The organism is Paenibacillus silvestris, from assembly GCF_009882985.1.
GTDB classification, from domain to species: domain Bacteria; phylum Bacillota; class Bacilli; order Paenibacillales; family NBRC-103111; genus Paenibacillus_E; species Paenibacillus_E silvestris.
The window spans coordinates 34,322-50,512 of the sequence record NZ_WTUZ01000002.1 but is presented as its reverse complement, the minus strand read 5'-3'; the positions used below and the strand labels follow the sequence as shown (position 1 = coordinate 50,512).

The 16,191-nt window shown below is 51.6% G+C and carries 15 protein-coding genes; 2 read left to right on the top strand and 13 right to left on the bottom strand.

Annotation, left to right across the window (positions count from 1 at the left end):
* Window positions 1–19: 19 nt before the first annotated feature.
* Window positions 20–1,105 (bottom strand): DUF3048 domain-containing protein, encoded by a 1,086-nt coding sequence (locus GQF01_RS00675; RefSeq protein WP_161404794.1) that lies wholly within the window; start codon window positions 1,103–1,105, stop codon window positions 20–22.
* A gap of 512 nt (window positions 1,106–1,617) precedes the next feature.
* Here GQF01_RS00675 and GQF01_RS00670 point away from each other — a divergent pair.
* Window positions 1,618–2,031: a thiol-disulfide oxidoreductase DCC family protein gene (locus GQF01_RS00670; protein WP_161404792.1), complete on the top strand. Its 414-nt coding sequence runs from the start codon at window positions 1,618–1,620 to the stop codon at window positions 2,029–2,031.
* 12 nt (window positions 2,032–2,043) lie between these two features.
* Here GQF01_RS00670 and GQF01_RS00665 read toward each other — a convergent pair whose 3' ends face one another.
* Window positions 2,044–2,844: a DODA-type extradiol aromatic ring-opening family dioxygenase gene (locus tag GQF01_RS00665; RefSeq protein WP_161404790.1), complete on the bottom strand. Its 801-nt coding sequence runs from the start codon at window positions 2,842–2,844 to the stop codon at window positions 2,044–2,046.
* Between the two features lie 558 nt (window positions 2,845–3,402).
* Window positions 3,403–4,242: an N-acetylmuramoyl-L-alanine amidase family protein gene (locus GQF01_RS00660; RefSeq protein ID WP_161404788.1), complete on the bottom strand. Its 840-nt coding sequence runs from the start codon at window positions 4,240–4,242 to the stop codon at window positions 3,403–3,405.
* A gap of 114 nt (window positions 4,243–4,356) precedes the next feature.
* Here GQF01_RS00660 and GQF01_RS36550 point away from each other — a divergent pair, with 114 nt between their 5' ends.
* Complete coding sequence (locus tag GQF01_RS36550) at window positions 4,357–4,485, top strand: hypothetical protein (protein WP_268894310.1); 129 nt, start codon at window positions 4,357–4,359, stop codon at window positions 4,483–4,485.
* Window positions 4,486–4,582: 97 nt separating this feature from the next.
* Here GQF01_RS36550 and purD read toward each other — a convergent pair whose 3' ends face one another.
* The 10 genes from purD to purB all read right to left on the bottom strand — a co-directional run bounded on the left by purD (window position 4,583) and on the right by purB (window position 16,183).
* A complete protein-coding gene (gene purD, locus GQF01_RS00655; RefSeq protein ID WP_161404786.1) occupies window positions 4,583–5,842 on the bottom strand; it encodes a phosphoribosylamine--glycine ligase in 1,260 nt (419 codons plus the stop codon).
* A 73-nt stretch (window positions 5,843–5,915) separates the two neighbouring features.
* Complete coding sequence (purH, locus tag GQF01_RS00650; protein WP_161404784.1) at window positions 5,916–7,463, bottom strand: bifunctional phosphoribosylaminoimidazolecarboxamide formyltransferase/IMP cyclohydrolase; 1,548 nt, start codon at window positions 7,461–7,463, stop codon at window positions 5,916–5,918.
* A 46-nt stretch (window positions 7,464–7,509) separates the two neighbouring features.
* Window positions 7,510–8,121, bottom strand: coding sequence for a phosphoribosylglycinamide formyltransferase (gene purN / locus GQF01_RS00645; RefSeq protein WP_161404782.1), 612 nt, complete (start codon window positions 8,119–8,121; stop codon window positions 7,510–7,512).
* On the bottom strand, window positions 8,121–9,161 hold the full coding sequence (purM, locus tag GQF01_RS00640; RefSeq protein WP_161404780.1) for a phosphoribosylformylglycinamidine cyclo-ligase: 1,041 nt from the start codon (window positions 9,159–9,161) through the stop codon (window positions 8,121–8,123). Before purM ends, purN begins: the two co-directional genes overlap by 1 nt.
* Before the next feature lie 63 nt (window positions 9,162–9,224).
* Window positions 9,225–10,757 (bottom strand): amidophosphoribosyltransferase, encoded by a 1,533-nt coding sequence (gene purF / locus GQF01_RS00635; RefSeq protein ID WP_161404778.1) that lies wholly within the window; start codon window positions 10,755–10,757, stop codon window positions 9,225–9,227.
* Window positions 10,742–12,985: a phosphoribosylformylglycinamidine synthase subunit PurL gene (purL, locus tag GQF01_RS00630; protein WP_161404776.1), complete on the bottom strand. Its 2,244-nt coding sequence runs from the start codon at window positions 12,983–12,985 to the stop codon at window positions 10,742–10,744. Before purL ends, purF begins: the two co-directional genes overlap by 16 nt.
* On the bottom strand, window positions 12,963–13,658 hold the full coding sequence (purQ, locus tag GQF01_RS00625; protein ID WP_161404774.1) for a phosphoribosylformylglycinamidine synthase subunit PurQ: 696 nt from the start codon (window positions 13,656–13,658) through the stop codon (window positions 12,963–12,965). Before purQ ends, purL begins: the two co-directional genes overlap by 23 nt.
* Before the next feature lie 27 nt (window positions 13,659–13,685).
* Window positions 13,686–13,925: a phosphoribosylformylglycinamidine synthase subunit PurS gene (purS, locus tag GQF01_RS00620; RefSeq protein WP_145668805.1), complete on the bottom strand. Its 240-nt coding sequence runs from the start codon at window positions 13,923–13,925 to the stop codon at window positions 13,686–13,688.
* Between the two features lie 29 nt (window positions 13,926–13,954).
* Entirely contained in the window at window positions 13,955–14,854 is a 900-nt protein-coding gene (locus tag GQF01_RS00615) for a phosphoribosylaminoimidazolesuccinocarboxamide synthase (protein ID WP_161404772.1), read from the bottom strand.
* Between the two features lie 33 nt (window positions 14,855–14,887).
* Window positions 14,888–16,183: an adenylosuccinate lyase gene (gene purB / locus GQF01_RS00610; protein WP_145668810.1), complete on the bottom strand. Its 1,296-nt coding sequence runs from the start codon at window positions 16,181–16,183 to the stop codon at window positions 14,888–14,890.
* Between the last annotated feature and the right edge of the window lie 8 nt (window positions 16,184–16,191).

Here is a 16,191-nt window from a genome sequence, read left to right as displayed (position 1 = left end):
GATTGTTAAATCTGCTGGTTTACTCCATCTTAAGAGCCGTTCCCTCCGGCACGATCTGCACCCACGTATTGCCCGGCAGCAGAGGAACTTCTTTGCCATCTTCCGAATAGGCCCGCAACATGCCATTTTTGCGTTCCCAAGTAATCTGCTGGGATTTGCCCTCTTGCAGGATGACGCCTTTTCCGGGGCCAAACACGTCTACCTCACGGCGCCCTTCCTTGTCTACGATTTTGTGCTTGCTCTCCAGCACGAGCAGGTTTTTGGCTTGGAGCTGCTTTCCGCTCTCTTTATCGAGATGCGGTTTGCCCTCCATGCTGCGCATGTACACGCCTTCCCCAGCATTGTATTCATAGGAAGCGAAATATCCTTGTATATAAGGAATCAGAATATAATGCACGGCAGCGCCAGTGAGCTTACTTTGGCCATCATCCTTGGCAAAAGTGAGCAGTGGTCCATTCCACTCGGAGCGGAATTTGCGCGCTTCAGCGCCCTTCTTCATTTTATCCACAGAGGTATAGAGATTGTGCGGAGCCTTGCGGTCCGTCGAGCGCCAGTAATAAGCGCCATCGCCGTAGACCTCATCGAGATGCGACAGCTTGCGGCCTGCCATCATGTCCATCGCTTCCTGGCTCCAGCCCGCGTGAACGATAACCGCATCCAGTGCATCGCCGATCTCTACAAAATAAGGCCGAATGCTGCGCACGGGACCGATCGTTGTGGCCTCGTGGCTTTGGAACACGGAGACGAATCTAGTAATCTCGCCTTCTGCGAGAATTTCGTAGACGATGTCAGCCTGATCAAGGCCAGTTTGTGGCCTCGCTTGGGGGGCATTTTCGACCATGACCATGAAAGGACGGGTCTTCACTTCTTTGGCGGAAGGAAGTCCGGTCAGCGGGAATTTGTAGGGCAGCTCCGTTTCTACAGCTGTGGCTGCAGGCTTCGTGGCTGGCGTAGAAGCAGATGGTGTTGCCGCTGCGGTGTCTGGCGTTGTCGTTGGCAGGGAAACAGGCGTATCGCTGCATCCGACAAGGGTTAGGACAGAGCAGCCGAGGACGAGCCAGGCGCTGAGCGATCTTTTGCGGCGGGATAGGGACAATGATTTCATCAATAGGCACCTCTTCTCTTCATCTATTGTTCTATGAAATGTATATGCTAGGCAAGAGAGAAATAGAAGACTTTTTGAGTCGTGGAGCGGATTGGCTGTGGCTGGGTGCGCTTCCCTCGATAATTAGGTATAGTAGAGGGGAACGATGTGGTGGCGGGCTAAAAAGCAAGAAAGATGTGCTGACTCCAAGCTGCGGGCTAAAAAGCAAGAAAGATGTGCTGACTCCAAGCTGCGGGCTAACATCATGTAAAAAGTACAGTAAATTTTGGTGCTTCCCCCCAATTTGGAGGAAAAGATGCAAAACATACATCTCTTTTCGCGATTCTGGGGCATTTCAGACCAATTCGGCTGATTTACATGTACAAAATGCAGGTATTTCTTATCAGCATACCATCTTGAGCAAATTTGCTGTACTTTTTACATGATTCGCTTGGACTTGAAGTCCGCTAGCGAGAATCTAGCTGACCATGCGGCCATCAGAAAGCCGACATCCATCAAAGGAGGCATCCCCCATGACTAAGCCGACTGATGACAAAGCCGTCATTCTGTTCGACGGCGTCTGTAATTTATGCAGCGGAGCTGTGCAGTTCATCCTGCGGAACGACCCGAAGGGCCATTTCCGCTTCGCGTCCTTGCAGTCGGCTGCCGGGCACAAGCTGCTGGAGCAGCACCGGCTGCCCACGGACAACATCAGCACCATTGTGCTGATTGAGGACGGGCGCGCCTATACGCGCTCGACGGCGGCGCTGCGCATTGCCCGGCGGCTGCGCGGCGCTTACCCGCTAGCGTACGCGGCCATTGTCATTCCGCCTCCGCTGCGAAATCTAGGCTATGCCTTCATCGCGCGGAACCGCTATCGCTGGTTCGGCAAGGCTGAGCACTGCATGCTGCCGAAGCCAGAGTTCAAAGAGCGATTCCTCGACTAGCGCCGGCGGCGCTTAATCCAGGAATCGCTGCGGCTTTTTCAAGCCGCCGAACATCCAGCAGCATAGGCTGAGCGTGCCCATCTGGAAGCTGTGATGCAGCAGCTTCGCCCGACGTGCGCCATCTGCGGCACCCAGTGCCAGCAGCAAAGGCGCAAAATGCTGCGGCGTCGGCACCGCCACAGCCGCATGAGGCGCTCTTTCGTCGTACCGCACGAGCGCCTCAAGATTCCACGTTTCGAGCTGCTCCGCCAGCCACTCATCGAATTCAACTGCCCACAGCTGAGGCACCGGATTATTTCGATCCAACCGGCGCAAATTGTGCACGGTGCCACCACTTCCGAGGATGAGGACATCCTCCTCTCGCAAAGGCCCAAGCGCCGCACCAATGCGGTAATGCTCCTCCGGCGTCAACCTCGGATTCACCGAGAGCTCCACCACGGGAATCTGCGCATCCGGGTACATCATGTACAGGGGCGCCCATACCCCATGATCCAATCCCCGCTCATCATCCAGTTCACAGCGGATGCCTTCCTCTTGAAGCAGCTGCTGAATGTGCAAACTCAGCGTCAAATCGCCTCTAACTGGGTACTTAATGCTATAAACCTTTTCTGATACTCCCGAAACAGGATAGATCATCTCCGGATGAATCGCTGAGCTAATCGCCTGCACAGGACTCTCCCAATAAGCACTGAATACAACGACCGCTTTGGGCTGCGGTATGCTCTTCGCCAGTTTGTGCAAAAACTCCGTGTAAGCATGCTGCTCCATCGCCAAATTCGGTGTACCATGCGCAATAAAAAAGGCTGGCAGCATGACCAATCACCCCTTCGTCCGGTTTGGAAATATTTTACCAATATTCTACAGTATTCTCTACTGTTGAGAAATAAAACCCAGCAACATCATCCTCCGGATTTGATTTGCTCAGGAAGTTTGTCTTCTATTTTCAAGGGTCGTTGGATGAAATCCAATGAATGAACGATTTTGAGGCTACATTCTTACTTTTCGTTGGACAGAATCCAATGTAACCAAGGAATTTCGCCAATTAGAGCCTCAAAAGGCTCACCCTATTGGATTTCATCCAATCAAATCAAGATTTCAACTACCATATCCCTCTTTGCGTTGGATTTACTCCAATGAAACCCTGGCTGGTGGGCTGGTAGTGGGCGGTGGGTGGCGGTGAGTGGCTGGGCAGCTTCGGTAAATGGGGGTGATCGGCCGGGCGACGAGTTATGGTGAGTGGCTGGGCGGCGGCGGCGAATGGCCGTGAGTGGCCGCGCGACGACTGACGTTGGGAAGCTGGGCGGCGGGTAGAAGGCGGCGCGGTGGCAGGCAGCTGGTAGCTCAATGGCTAGACGTCTATCTGACAGCCAATCATCGAGCGCTCAAAAACTGTTCAAGACCATCAGCAATGCCGACAGCGAGCTTTTGCTGATACTCGGCTTCCGACAGCCGCTCATCTTCTTCGGGGTTGGTCATGAAACCGAGCTCGACCAACACGACTGGCACCTTGGACCAGTTAAAACCGGACAAGTCGCTGCGCGCCGACAGCCCTCTGCCTGGCGTCCCTGTCACAGCCTTTAGCTGCTCGGCAATGAAACCGGCAGCTTGCCGGCTGTCTGCTGCAATTGGCTTTAGCGAAGCTACGCTAGCCGAAGGATACAAAACCGAAAACCCGCTGGTTTTCGGCGAGCTATCCCCATCCGCATGGATGCGCACAGCCAGCGCTGCGCTGGCCTCATTAGCCATATCCGCGCGCTGCTTATTGGAAATATCGACCTCGTGCGACTCGCGGGTCATCGCAACTTCGATGCCTCGCTTCATCAGCTCGGCCTTGATTAACTGCGAAACCTCCAGGTTCAGCACATATTCCGGTTTCTTCGTACGGACGCCGACGGTGCCGGAGCTGACCTTTGGTTTTGTCTCACGCGTATCCGGGCCTACGGCCTCGGGCGCGTTGTTGCCGTGACGTTGATGCCCCGGGTCCAGCATCACCAGCCTGCGCGCCACAGCCTGCGATTCCACTGGTGCTGGCTCTGACCCCTGCTCCAGCACCGCTGGTGCCGGCACTTGCACCGGCTGCACCACTGCCGCCGGCGACTCCGGCGTCGGCGCAACCGCCACCGCCGGCAAGCTATTCGCTTGCCCTACACCAACCTGCTCGCCGCCGCAAGCAGCGACCAAGCCAACCAGCAAGACCAGCACTAGCTGCATCGCCCTTTTTACCACATTCATCACACCGTTCTCCCCTATCTGTTCATTAACCATGCATGAAACGCGCAGCAGCAGCCAAAACTATCTGAAAGGCACATCCAAGGAGGCAATCGCATGAATACCCTCTGGCACTTTATCGTGGATAACTGGATTTCGCTAGCGCTCATCGTCGGCGTACTCCTAGCCATCTGGTACGAATTCAAAAACAAAGACAAGTACATCCGCGGCGGGAAAGATAAGTAGTATAAAAGCAAAAACACAGCCCTTTCCCGCAAGAAAGACACTGTGTTTTTTCATTGTTCTTTTTCCTTGTTCTATTTCAAAGTTCTATTTCAAAGTTCTATTTCAAAGCTTTCATCGCAATATCCGTCCGGTAGTGCTTCCCTTCAAAATGAATCCGGTCCGCATCCGCATAAGCTTTCTGACGAGCTTCGATAATGTCTTTACCGATACCTGTGATGCCCAGAACGCGTCCGCCATTCGTCACGATCTGTCCATTCTCCAAAGCTGTTCCTGCGTGGAACACTAAGGAATCCTGCACGTTCTCAAGCCCTGTAATCGGCAAACCTTTCGGATAAGGTCCTGGATAACCGCCGGAAGCGACGATTACACAAACCGCTGCCTCTTCACTCCACTCAATTTGCTGCTCAGCCAACGTTCCGTTGTTGATCGCAAGGAAAATATCAAGTAGATCGGTTTTGAGGCGAGGTAAAATAACCTGCGTCTCTGGATCTCCGAAACGTGCGTTGAACTCGATTGTCTTCACACCGTTCGGGGTCAAAATCAGACCCGCATAAAGCACGCCCTTGAACGGTCGGCCTTCCTGAACCATTGCATCAGCAGTCGGCTGTACAATGTTCGCAAGTGCTTCCTGCACAATAGACTCAGGGATATGCGGCAGCGGTGAATACGTACCCATTCCGCCTGTATTCGGTCCTTTGTCATCATCATAAACTGGCTTATGATCCTGAGATGGAACCATCAGACGAACCGTCGAGCCATCCACGAAAGCAAGCAGTGACATCTCTTGCCCCGTTAGAAACTCCTCAATAACCACGCTAGCACCGGATTTGCCAAACACTTGATCCACCATAATATCGCGAAGCGCCGCTTCCGCTTCTTCCATCGTTTGCGCAACAGTCACGCCTTTACCAGCCGCTAGTCCGTCAGCTTTGATAACGATTGGCGCTTTTTGCGTACGCAAGTAAGTAAGAGCCGGCTCATATGCGTCAAAAGTCTCGTACGCCGCCGTAGGAATGTTGTATTTTTTCAGGAGCTCCTTCATAAATACTTTGCTTCCTTCGATGATCGCTGCATTCGCGCGAGGTCCGAAAGCCTCGATCCCTTTGGATTCCAAGTGATCCACAAGACCTGCTGCCAGCGGATCGTCAGGAGCTACCATAACCAAATCAATGGCCTGCTCTTTCGCAAACGTGCTGATCTCTTCGAATTGAAGCTCCGTAATCGGCACACATTCCGCCAATCCTGCAATACCGCCGTTCCCCGGTGCACAGAAAAGCTTGCTGATTTTCGGGCTTTTGCTCAGTGCCCATACAATGGCATGCTCGCGCCCGCCTCGTCCAATAACTAATACACGCATCTTCTTGTCACCAGTCCCTTTCATGGGGAATGCCCACGTTCCGCACTCGAATCGTGAGCATTCTCAGTTATTTTTAGTGTTTGAAGTGACGAACGCCCGTCATGACCATTGCGATTCCGTGCTCGTTCGCAACGCGAATGGACTCTTCATCTTTGATAGATCCACCTGGTTGGATAACCGCTGTGATGCCTGCTTTCGCAGCCATTTCCAGTGTGTCGCCCATTGGGAAGAAAGCATCGGAGGATAGCACAGCGCCTTTCGACTTGTCCCCAGCTTGCTCAATCGCAATTTTCGCTGCTCCTACACGATTCATTTGACCAGCGCCTACGCCGACCGTCATGTCATCAGCGACAAGTACAATGGCATTAGATTTAACGTGCTTAACTACTTTCCATGCGAAAAGCAGCTGTTTCATCTCTTCTTCCGTCGGCTGACGCTCAGATACGACTTTCAGATCTGCTTCTGTCAGTTGGTAAGCGTCGCTATCTTGCACGAGCATGCCGCCCTCAACGGTTGTAACGACTGGCTCTGCCTTGCGGCCAGCAACGGTATCTAAGCCGACTACTTTCAGTAGACGGATATTTTTCTTTTTGGAGAGGATATCTAGCGCTTCCGGTGTAAAATCAGGCGCAATGACGATTTCCAGGAAAATCTCATGCAGCAATTGCGCTGTTGCTTCGTCAACCGCACGGTTAGCTGCAACGATGCCACCGAAGATGGACGTAGGGTCAGCTGCGTACGCTTTTTGGTAAGCTTCAAGCACGTTACTGCCGATACCTACACCACAAGGATTCATATGCTTAACTGCAACAACGGCAGGCTCGCTGAATTCCTTAACGATTTGGAGCGCTGTATTAGCGTCATTAATATTATTGTAGGAAAGCTCTTTGCCATGAAGCTGTTCAGCTGTAGTAATGTTGCCTGCAGCCGCATTCGGCTTGCGGTAGAACGCCGCGCTTTGATGCGGGTTTTCTCCGTAGCGAAGATCTTGCATTTTCTCGTAAGTGACTGTGTAACGCTCTGGGTAAGGCTCGCCCATTTGCTTGGACAAATAGTCTGCAATCAAAGCATCGTAAGAGCCTGTGTGACGGAACACTTTGGCCGCAAGTTGTTTGCGCGTTTCAAGTGATGTATCGCCAGTCTCTTGTACTTCTTCAAGCACCTTGGCATAGTCAGCTGCATCGACAACCACGGATACGAACGCATGGTTTTTGGCCGCTGAACGAAGCATCGTCGGTCCGCCGATATCGATGTTCTCGATCGCGTCTTCGTAAGAGACGTTCGGCTTCGCAATTGTCTCAGCGAAAGGATACAAATTCACGACAACCAGATCAATATAATCCAGGCCAAGCTTCTTCATGCTCGCTTGATGCTCTTCGTTGTCACGAACTGCCAGAAGTCCGCTGTGAACAGCTGGATGCAGCGTTTTGACGCGGCCATCCATGATCTCAGGGAAGCCTGTAACCTCGGAAATACCGATAACCGGCACCCCTTTATCCTTCAACAAACTTTGCGTACCGCCAGTAGAAATGATCTCAACGCCCAGCTTCGCCAGCTCGCTTGCGAACTCAACGATCCCCGTTTTATCGGACACGCTGATCAGTGCTCTTTTGATTGCCACGGTTCTTCCTCCCAGAAAATGAATTTATTTAACGTTGTAAAACACCTTACAGCTTAATACCCACCCTGCGGCCATCCATGCTCACGCGGCCCTCGCGCAGCCAGCGAATTACCTGTGGCAGCAGCACGTGCTCAGCCGCATGAATCCGCTCTGCGAGCGATTCTGCCGTCTCGTGCTCGTGGATCTCCACGGCACGCTGCGCAATGATCGGGCCAGAGTCCAGCCCGCCATCCACGAAGTGCACGGTGACGCCTGTTTGCTTCACGCCGTATTCAACGGCCTGCTCAATCGCACGCACGCCCGGGAAGGACGGCAGCAGCGATGGATGCACGTTGATCATCCGGCCAAAAAACGGTTCAACCAGCACATTCGTGATGATGCGCATATAACCGGCCATCACGATGAGATCAACTTGCCGTTCTTGCAATTCCTTTAGAATAAGAGCTTCATAAGCCTCTCGATTGGCATATTCTTTGGGACGGAACGCGAATACAGGCACTTTCGCTTCTGTTGCGCGCTCCACCACGTATGCTTCAGGACGATCACAGACAAGAAGCTCGATGCTGACATCAAGCTTCCCCTTCTGTACCTGATCCACAATGGCTTGGAAATTCGTACCGCTGCCCGAAGCAAAAATCGCTACGCGATAAGGCTGCATTACACCTCAGCTCCTTGGAATGTTACGACACGCTCACCTTCAGTAACAACGCCTAGACGGTAAACTTTCTCGCCTTGCGCTTCTGCTGCGGCAACCGCTTTGTCCGCATCATCTGCATGGACGATAATAACCATTCCGATCCCCATGTTGAACGTGCGGAACATATCGTTGTTCGTTATGCCCCCCTCACGCTGCATCAAAGAGAAGATCGGCAGGATCGGCCATGAGCCGTATTGGATATCCACGTTCACGCCGTCAGGCAGAACACGCGGAATATTTTCGATAAAGCCTCCGCCTGTAATATGCGCCATGCCTTTGATTGCTACGTCTTCCAGCATCGCCAGAATCGGCTTCACATAAAGCTTAGTTGGCTCTAGCAGCACGTTGCCAAGCTTATCGCCCAGTTCTTCCACATGACCTTGAAGCGTGTACCCTTTCTCTTCCAGCAAAAGCCTGCGCACAAGAGAGAACCCGTTACTGTGCACACCGCTTGAAGCCAGACCTAACACTACGTCTCCAGGACGGATTGTTGTACCATCGATGATCTTTTTCTTGTCGACGATTCCAACCGTAAAGCCGGCAATGTCATACTCCCCTTGTGCATACATGCCAGGCATTTCCGCCGTTTCGCCACCGATGAGTGAGCAGCCAGACTGCGCACAACCGTCAGCGATCCCTTTGATAATAGCCTCAATTTTCTCTGGAACTACTTTGTCACAAGCGAGATAGTCGAGGAAGAACAACGGCTCAGCGCCCTGAACAATAATATCGTTCACGCACATGGCAACCGCGTCGATCCCAATCGTATCATGCTTATCCATTGCAAAAGCAATCTTCAGCTTCGTGCCCACGCCATCTGTACCAGATACGAGCACAGGCTCCTCATACTTGTCTTTGTTCAAGCTGAACAGCCCGCCGAAGCCACCGAGGTCAGTTAACACTTCAGGACGGAAGGTCCGTTTGACGTGTTTTTTCATCCGTTCTACTGCTTCGTTACCTGCCGCGATATCGACTCCGGCCTTTTTGTAAGCATCCGACACTTCGCAACCACTCCTTATATTTGTCTATGTAGATCAGGAGGCCCGAAGGCCTTCCCCTCTTCGTTAATCGCAAGCACAGCCAATCTTCGTAACATCCACAATCTCCGTTGGGTACGTATTATCGAAGCAAGCTGTACAGTACCCACTTTCGGAACCAGCCGATCCTTGACCAATGGAATCGAGCAGCCCATCTTTGGTTAGAAAATGCAGGGAATCCGCGTTAATCGCTTTGCGAATTTCCTCGATCGAGTTCATCGCAGCAATCAGCTCTTTCCGATCCGGTGTATCAATGCCGTAGTAGCATGGATTCATGAAAGGCGGCGAAGAAATCCGCACATGCACTTCCGTAGCGCCAGCTTCCCTAAGCAAATTAACAATGCGAAGGGACGTTGTTCCACGAACGATGGAATCATCGATCATCACAACACGTTTGCCTTCGACCACCTTGCGAACGGCGCTCAGCTTCATTTTGACACCTTGCTCACGAAGCTCCTGGCTTGGAATGATGAACGTCCGGCCCGTGTAGCGGTTCTTGATCAGCCCCAGCTCATAAGGGATACCCGTTTGTTCAGCAAAACCAATCGCCGCAGAGATACTTGAATCCGGCACCCCTGTCACCACATCAGCATCTACGAAAGCTTCCATCGCCAGCTTCTTACCCATCCGCTTGCGGGCGGAGTGAATGTTCACAGTATCGATGTCGCTGTCTGGACGAGCAAAGTAGATATATTCCATCGCACAAATCGCGCGTCGGCCGCTCTCCGTGAACTGCTCGGAACGGAAACCGTCCCGATCCAGCACGATGAGTTCGCCTGGCTGAACATCACGGAAATACGTAGCTCCCACTGCATCGAAAGCGCAGGACTCGGAAGCGAACAAGTACGAATCGCCGAGACGTCCGATCATGAAGGGGCGCAAGCCGTTCGGATCGAGTGCAGCAATCAGTTTGTCTTTGGTGATAATCAAGAAAGCGAAACCGCCGATAACTTGCGTCAAAGCATCTTTGACCGCATCTACGATATCATCATGCTCAGAACGGGCAATCAGATGCGCTAGAACTTCGGTGTCGCTTGTAGTTTGGAAAATCGAACCCTTACGCTCAAGCTCACGCTTGATAATGTTCGCATTATCCAGGTTGCCGTTTGTCGCTATCGCCAGGTCGCCCTCCCGATATTTGAACACGAGCGGCTGCGCATTCGCCAGCTTGCTTTCGCCTGCTGTGGAATACCTTACGTGTGCAATCGCAGTGGAACCTGTCAGAGGTGACAAATTCTCATTCGTAAATACCTCTTTGGCAAGCCCCATGCCACGATAGTAGTTAAACTTGCCATCTTCTACCGTACAAATACCAGCGCTTTCCTGTCCACGGTGCTGCAAAGCATGAAGGCCATAATAACAGAGAGAGGAAGCTTCGGAATGACCATACACCCCGAAAACCCCGCACTCTTCATTCAGCTTATCAAACAATCCGCCATGGCCGCCTACACCTTCGTTGAAGTACTCCCCTGTCCAAAGCTCGTGCTGCTGATCCCCCAGATTAACCAGGGGAGCCGCAGGCAGCTTTAGGGCCTTGGATTGTTTTATGCCATTAGACATGGAATCGCATCCTTCCAGACTTTCGCCAGCTCGTTAACAGGAGACTGGAGACGCTGTTCGTTGTTGATTTTGACGGTTAGTTCTGTACCCGTAACGGTTCCGATTTCTTGGTAAGGCACGCCTTGCGAAGCAATCCAGTGTTTAAGAGCGTCCGCTTTGTCCGGGGAAGCACTTAGCAAAATACGGGATTGGGATTCGCTGAACAATGCGAAATCAGGGCGAAGCTCAGAAGCTACGTTCACTTCAGCGCCTACGCGGCCGCTGATGCAGCTTTCAGCCAAAGCAACAGCCAAGCCGCCTTCGGACAAGTCATGTGCAGAAGCGACAAGACCTTCTTGGATCGCTTTAAGCACGGTGTTTTGAAGGCGTTTCTCTGTCGCTAAAACCAGCTCCGGAGGACGTCCTTCGGTTACGCCATGAATCACATATTGGAATTCGCTGCCGCCGAGTTCTGCTTTCGTCTCGCCAAGCAGGACGATGATGTCGCCTTCTTTTTTGAAGCTTTGTGTCGTGATGTGGTCGATGTCATGCACCAGACCTACCATCCCGATAACAGGAGTTGGGTAGATTGCGCCTTTGGCATTCTCGTTATATAGAGAAACGTTACCGCCGATAACCGGCGTATCCAAGAAGCGGCAAGCTTCCGCCATACCGTCTGTGGATTTCTCCAGCTGCCAGAAGATCTCAGGCTTGTCCGGACTTCCGAAGTTCAAGTTATCCGTAACTGCAAGCGGCTCAGCACCGGAGCAGACTACGTTACGCGCTGCTTCAGAAACAGCAATCCGTCCGCCCACTTCCGGATCCAAGTACACATAACGTCCGTTGCAGTCGGTTGTCATCGCAAGACCTTTGCGCGTTCCGCGAATGGTCACTACCGCTGCATCCGAACCCGGACGCACAGCTGTATCCGTACGAACCATGTGGTCATACTGGTTGTAAACCCATTCTTTGCTCGCTACCGTCGGGGACGCGAGTACGGATTTCAGCGCATCCGTCAGCTTCGTTACCTCTGGGTAACGCGTTGTGTCGATCGCTGCGCTTGCTTCATAATAAGCCGGAACCTTGCTCGGCTTATTGTAAACCGGGCACTCGTCGACGAGTGCGCCTACAGGCATGTTCGCCACGACTTCACCGTGGTGAATCAGCTTGAGGTAACCGTCGTCGGTTACCTTGCCGACTTTCGCGCAGTGCAGACCCCAGCGCTCGAAGATGCCCTTAGCTTGCGCCTCATGCTTCGGCTCAACAACGAAAAGCATACGCTCTTGCGACTCGGACAGCATCATTTCATAGGCTGTCATGCCTTCTTCGCGCTGCGGAACTTCATCCAGGTAAAGCTCCATGCCGTTGCCGGCTTTACTTGCCATCTCAGCGCTGGAGCAGGTAAGACCTGCAGCGCCCATATCTTGAATTCCGAGCACGATGCCGGAATCGATTAACTCTAAGCACGCTTCCAGTACGAGCTTCTCCATGAATGGATCGCCCACTTGTACCGCTGGGCGCTTCGCTTCGGACTCAGCCGTCAGCTCCTCGGATGCGAATGTCGCACCGTGGATACCGTCACGGCCCGTTGCCGGACCCACGTAGAAGACTGGGTTGCCTACACCTTTGGCAACACCGCGCTGAATTTTGTCGTGGTCGATAAGACCCACGCACATCGCATTAACGAGTGGATTACCTTCGTAGCTCTCGTCGAACATCACTTCGCCGCCAACTGTCGGAATCCCGATACAGTTACCGTAACCAGCGATACCAGATACAACGTGCTCGAACAGGTATTTCACGCGGTCATTTTGCAGCTTGCCGAAACGTAGTGAGTTCAATAAAGCCACTGGGCGTGCGCCCATGGAGAAAATATCACGAATAATACCGCCCACACCTGTTGCCGCACCTTGGTAAGGCTCGATAGCGGAAGGGTGGTTATGACTTTCAATTTTGAAAACAACCGCTTGGTTGTCCCCGATATCTACGATCCCAGCGCCTTCGCCAGGTCCCATTAGAACGCGAGGTCCTGTCACTGGGAATTTGCGAAGAACCGGTTTAGAATTCTTGTACGAACAATGCTCGGACCACATCACGCTAAATACGCCGATCTCCACATAGTTAGGATTACGTCCAAGGAAGCCGCAAATTTTGGCAAACTCTTCGTCCGTTACACCCATCTGCTTGTAAATTTTCTGTTCCACGATTTGTTCGGCTGTTGGTTCCTTAGCGGATAGCTGCTGCGTCATGTTTTTCCCTCCAAGCACTTAGAATAGATGTGAACATTTTCTTACCGTCAGCGGAGCCCAGAATCTCATGAATAGCGCGCTCCGGATGGGGCATCATACCTACAACATTGCCTGCCTTATTGCTAATTCCTGCAATATCATCCACCGATCCGTTCGGGTTAGCCCCTGCTTCATAACGGAAAACGATTTGATTGTTTTCTTGCAATTCTTTCAAAGTAGCCTCATCACAGTAGTAGTTGCCTTCGCCGTGTGCGATTGGAATATTGATAAGTTCGCCTTCTGCGTAATCGCGTGTGAAAGCTGTTGTGTTGTTTTCCACTTTCAGAATCGTGTCGTGGCAGCGGAACTTCATGCCGCTGTTGCGCAGCAACGCGCCTGGCAGCAATTTCGCTTCCGTCAAAACTTGGAATCCGTTACAAATACCTAGAATGTACTTGCCTTCTTCCGCCGCTTTAGCCACAGCTTTCATCACGTTCGTGAATTGCGCAATCGCTCCGCAACGCAGGTAATCCCCATAAGAGAATCCGCCTGGTACAAGGATGCAATCATATTTGGACAGATCGTCCGCCGTATGCCATACATAATCAACCGGTTGTCCGATCGTGTCCTCAACTGCTTTGAAACAGTCGATGTCACAGTTAGATCCCGGAAATACAAGAACCGCAAAATTCATGACGTTTCCTCCCTCTCCTGGTCTCTGTTACGCCAACTCGTAGCGGTAGTCTTCAATAACTGTGTTCGCAAGCAGCTTCTCGCACATGGCTTTCACGCGTGCTTCTGCTTCTGCTTTGTCAGTCGTGCCTAGTTCAAGCTCCAAGTATTTCCCAATACGTACTTTCCCAACTTCGTCAAAACCCATGGAATGAAGCGCTCCTTGTACCGCTGTTCCTTGAACGTCCAATACGTTCTGCTTAATCGTTACGTAGACCGTTGCTTTCATTTCTATTCTCCTCCTCGTATGTGCTTGCTCTAATTTTCTGAATCAACTAAACGGTGCAAAATCTCTTTATATCGGTTCGCAGTCTCTTCCACGACAGACGCTGGAAGCTCATCCGGCTTACTGTTTTTGTCCCAACCAGAACCCGCCAAGTACGTACGAACAGGCTCTTTGTCCATGGAATCAATCTCGATATCCAAGGCATATTTATCTTCCGACCAATAACGTGAGGAATCCGGCGTGAAAATTTCATCAATAATAATCAGTTCACCCGCATAAAAGCCGAATTCAAACTTCGTATCTGCTAAAATAATGCCTTTACGCTCACAAATGGAATGAGCTAACGAATAGAGCATAATGCTGCGCTCTTGCAGTGCGTATGTCAGCTCTTCGCCAACTAGCTCAATCATTTGTTCAAGGGAGATATCCTCGTCGTGACCCACATCATTTTTCGCTGCTGGGGTGAAAATAGGGTCCTGCAGACGTTGGTTCTTGCGCAATCCTTCAGGCAGCTTACGGCCGTTGATCTCGCCGGTTTTCTCGTACTGTCTCCAGCCGTTGCCTGTGATATATCCGCGAACGACACACTCGATGGAGATGCGCTCCGCTTTTTTCGCCACAATAATACGTTCTTTCAGAAGCTCTCTCGCTTCCGCATCCGGAATAATGTCTTGAAGCAGCTCGACATCCGTGTGAACGATATGATTCTTCATATATCCGCTCGTAATATCAAACCAGTACTTGCTAAGCGCGTTAAGCACGTAGCCTTTATCAGGAACGCCTGGCTTCAAAATGTAGTCAAAAGCTGAAATCCGATCCGTAACGACGATCAGGAAATTTTCACCCAAATCATACAGCTCGCGTACTTTACCTTTGTGAAAAAGAGGCGCCTTTACGAGTTCAACTGCTGAATCAAGGATTTTACCTGTCACAGACAACCCATCCTTTCTCTCCCAAATTGCCTTCTATTTCAGACCCAAACGGTCAAAGATTGTAGCAACATGTTTCAAATGCCAGCTCGGATCAAAACAATCCGCAATTTCAGCCGGGCTCAAAGCTTCCGTGATCACAGACGCGCTTTCAACGATTTCACGGAAAGAACGCTGCTCTTCCCACGCTTGCATCGCTCTAGGCTGAACTGTATCGTAGGCTTGCTCACGGGAGAAACCTTTGTCGATCAGCTTCGTCATGACGCGGCCAGAGAAAGGCACATCGTACGTGCTGCGCATATTGCGCTTCATGTTCTCAGGGAACACCGTCAAGTTTTTGATGATGTTACCCAGACGGTTCAGCATGTAGTTCAGAAGCTGCGTGGCATCCGGCAGGATGATACGCTCAACGGAAGAATGCGAAATGTCGCGTTCATGCCAAAGCGTCACGTTCTCGTACGCGGAAACCATATGCCCGCGGATTACACGGGATAGACCGGAAATGCTCTCGCAACCAATAGGATTGCGTTTGTGCGGCATCGCGGAGGAACCTTTTTGACCTTTGGCAAACGGCTCTTCCACCTCGCGGAACTCACTCTTTTGCAGGGCGCGAATTTCTGTCGCAAATTTATCCAGAGACGTAGCAACGAGCGCCAGAGTAGCCATGTACTCGGCATGACGGTCACGCTGCAGCGTTTGCGTGGAGATTGGAGCTGCTTTCGTGCCTAGCTTCTCGCACACGTATTGCTCTACGAACGGATCAATATTCGCGTATGTGCCAACTGCGCCAGAGATTTTACCGAATTGTACGCCATCAGCGGCAAAACGGAAACGCTCCAGGTTACGCTTCATTTCCTCGTACCATAGGGCCATTTTGAGTCCAAACGTCGTCGGCTCGGCATGCACGCCATGCGTTCTGCCCATCATGGCTGTATCTTTATGTTCAATCGCTTTATTGCGAAGGATCTCTATGAAGTTCTGAATATCTTTGTCCAAAATCTCGTTGGCTTGTCTCAGCAAGTAACCAAGTGCCGTATCTACAACGTCTGTTGAAGTTAAACCGTAGTGAACCCATTTGCGCTCAGGCCCCAGTGTCTCGGATACCGCTCTTGTGAAAGCAATAACGTCATGACGTGTTTCTTGCTCGATTTCGTAGATGCGGTCGATGTTGAAGCTTGCGTTCTCGCGCAGCACTTTCACATCTTCTTTCGGGATTACGCCTAGCTCAGCCCAAGCCTCGCAGGATAGAATTTCAACTTCGAGCCATGCTTGAAACTTGTTTTGCTCAGTCCAGATGCTCGCCATTTCGGGGCGTGTATAACGTTCGATCATTTTGCCGT

Excerpts from the sequence above, each read along its gene's own strand:
- GQF01_RS00660 (WP_161404788.1), bottom strand. The coding sequence starts at position 4,242 with ATGCAGCTAGTGCTGGTCTTGCTGGTTGGCTTGGTCGCTGCTTGCGGC.
- purD (WP_161404786.1), bottom strand. The coding sequence starts at position 5,842 with ATGCGTGTATTAGTTATTGGACGAGGCGGGCGCGAGCATGCCATTGTA.
- purS (WP_145668805.1), bottom strand. The coding sequence starts at position 13,925 with ATGAAAGCAACGGTCTACGTAACGATTAAGCAGAACGTATTGGACGTT.
- purF (WP_161404778.1), bottom strand. The coding sequence starts at position 10,757 with ATGTCTAATGGCATAAAACAATCCAAGGCCCTAAAGCTGCCTGCGGCT.
- purN (WP_161404782.1), bottom strand. The coding sequence starts at position 8,121 with ATGCAGCCTTATCGCGTAGCGATTTTTGCTTCGGGCAGCGGTACGAAT.
- purQ (WP_161404774.1), bottom strand. The coding sequence starts at position 13,658 with ATGAATTTTGCGGTTCTTGTATTTCCGGGATCTAACTGTGACATCGAC.
- purB (WP_145668810.1), bottom strand. The coding sequence starts at position 16,183 with ATGATCGAACGTTATACACGCCCCGAAATGGCGAGCATCTGGACTGAG.
- GQF01_RS00675 (WP_161404794.1), bottom strand. The coding sequence starts at position 1,105 with ATGAAATCATTGTCCCTATCCCGCCGCAAAAGATCGCTCAGCGCCTGG.
- GQF01_RS00670 (WP_161404792.1), top strand. The coding sequence starts at position 1,618 with ATGACTAAGCCGACTGATGACAAAGCCGTCATTCTGTTCGACGGCGTC.
- purL (WP_161404776.1), bottom strand. The coding sequence starts at position 12,985 with ATGACGCAGCAGCTATCCGCTAAGGAACCAACAGCCGAACAAATCGTG.
- GQF01_RS36550 (WP_268894310.1), top strand. The coding sequence starts at position 4,357 with ATGAATACCCTCTGGCACTTTATCGTGGATAACTGGATTTCGCTAGCG.
- GQF01_RS00665 (WP_161404790.1), bottom strand. The coding sequence starts at position 2,844 with ATGCTGCCAGCCTTTTTTATTGCGCATGGTACACCGAATTTGGCGATG.